We start from the raw sequence: 772 nt of genomic DNA on the forward strand, positions 1-772 counted from the left end.
GCGTAGTCCCAGGCCTTTTTCACGTCGGCCGGCCCGTCGATCCTGCTCTGGCCCTTGCCCGAGCTGCTCATCACCGGCTTGACGATGCAGGGGTAGCCGATGCCGGCGTCGATCGCAGCCTGCAGCTCGGCCAGCGAATCGCAGAACTTGTAGGGACTGGTCGGAACGCCCAGGGTCTCGGCGGCGAGGCGACGGATGCCTTCCCGGTCCATCGTCAGGCGCGCGGCGCGCGCGGTCGGGATGACGCGGACCACGCCGGCGTCCTCGAGCTGCTGCAGCATCGGCGTGGCGATGGCCTCGATCTCCGGCACCACCAGGTGGGGCTTCTCGGCTTCGATCAGCGACTTGAGCTGCGCGGAGTCGCTCATGGTGATGGTGCGGGCGTGGTGCGCCACCTGCTGGCCGGGGGCRTTCTCGTAGCGGTCGACCGCGATGGTCTCCACGCCCAGGCGCTGCAGCGCGATCAGCACCTCCTTGCCGAGTTCGCCGGAGCCGAGCAGCATCACACGGGTGGCGGTGGGGGAAAGAGGCGTGCCGAGGGTGGTCATGGCGTGGGTCCGTGGAAGTCCGTGGAAAGAAGGGGTACGCGGCACTGTAAATCAAGCACGCTGTCGCCAGCGGCAACGGATCCGGGATGCGCGCTGTTCCACAATCCTGCGAATTCCACTTTTTCCACTTCAAGGAGCATTTCTCATGGCTATCCAGACGGTCGGCATCATTGGCGCGGGAACGATGGGCAACGGCATCGCCCAGGCATGCGCCGTCGCAGGGG

1 protein-coding gene is annotated in these 772 nt (G+C 66.8%); it reads right to left on the reverse strand.

The genetic code is table 11. From position 1 onward, the window contains the following. On the reverse strand, positions 1-548 hold a 548-nt coding region (locus AC1DTN_RS37655; protein WP_477925219.1), incomplete at its 3' end, for an ATP-grasp domain-containing protein. Positions 549-772: the final 224 nt, after the last annotated feature.

The organism is Rhizobium sp. 01T444 (genome assembly GCF_056398305.1).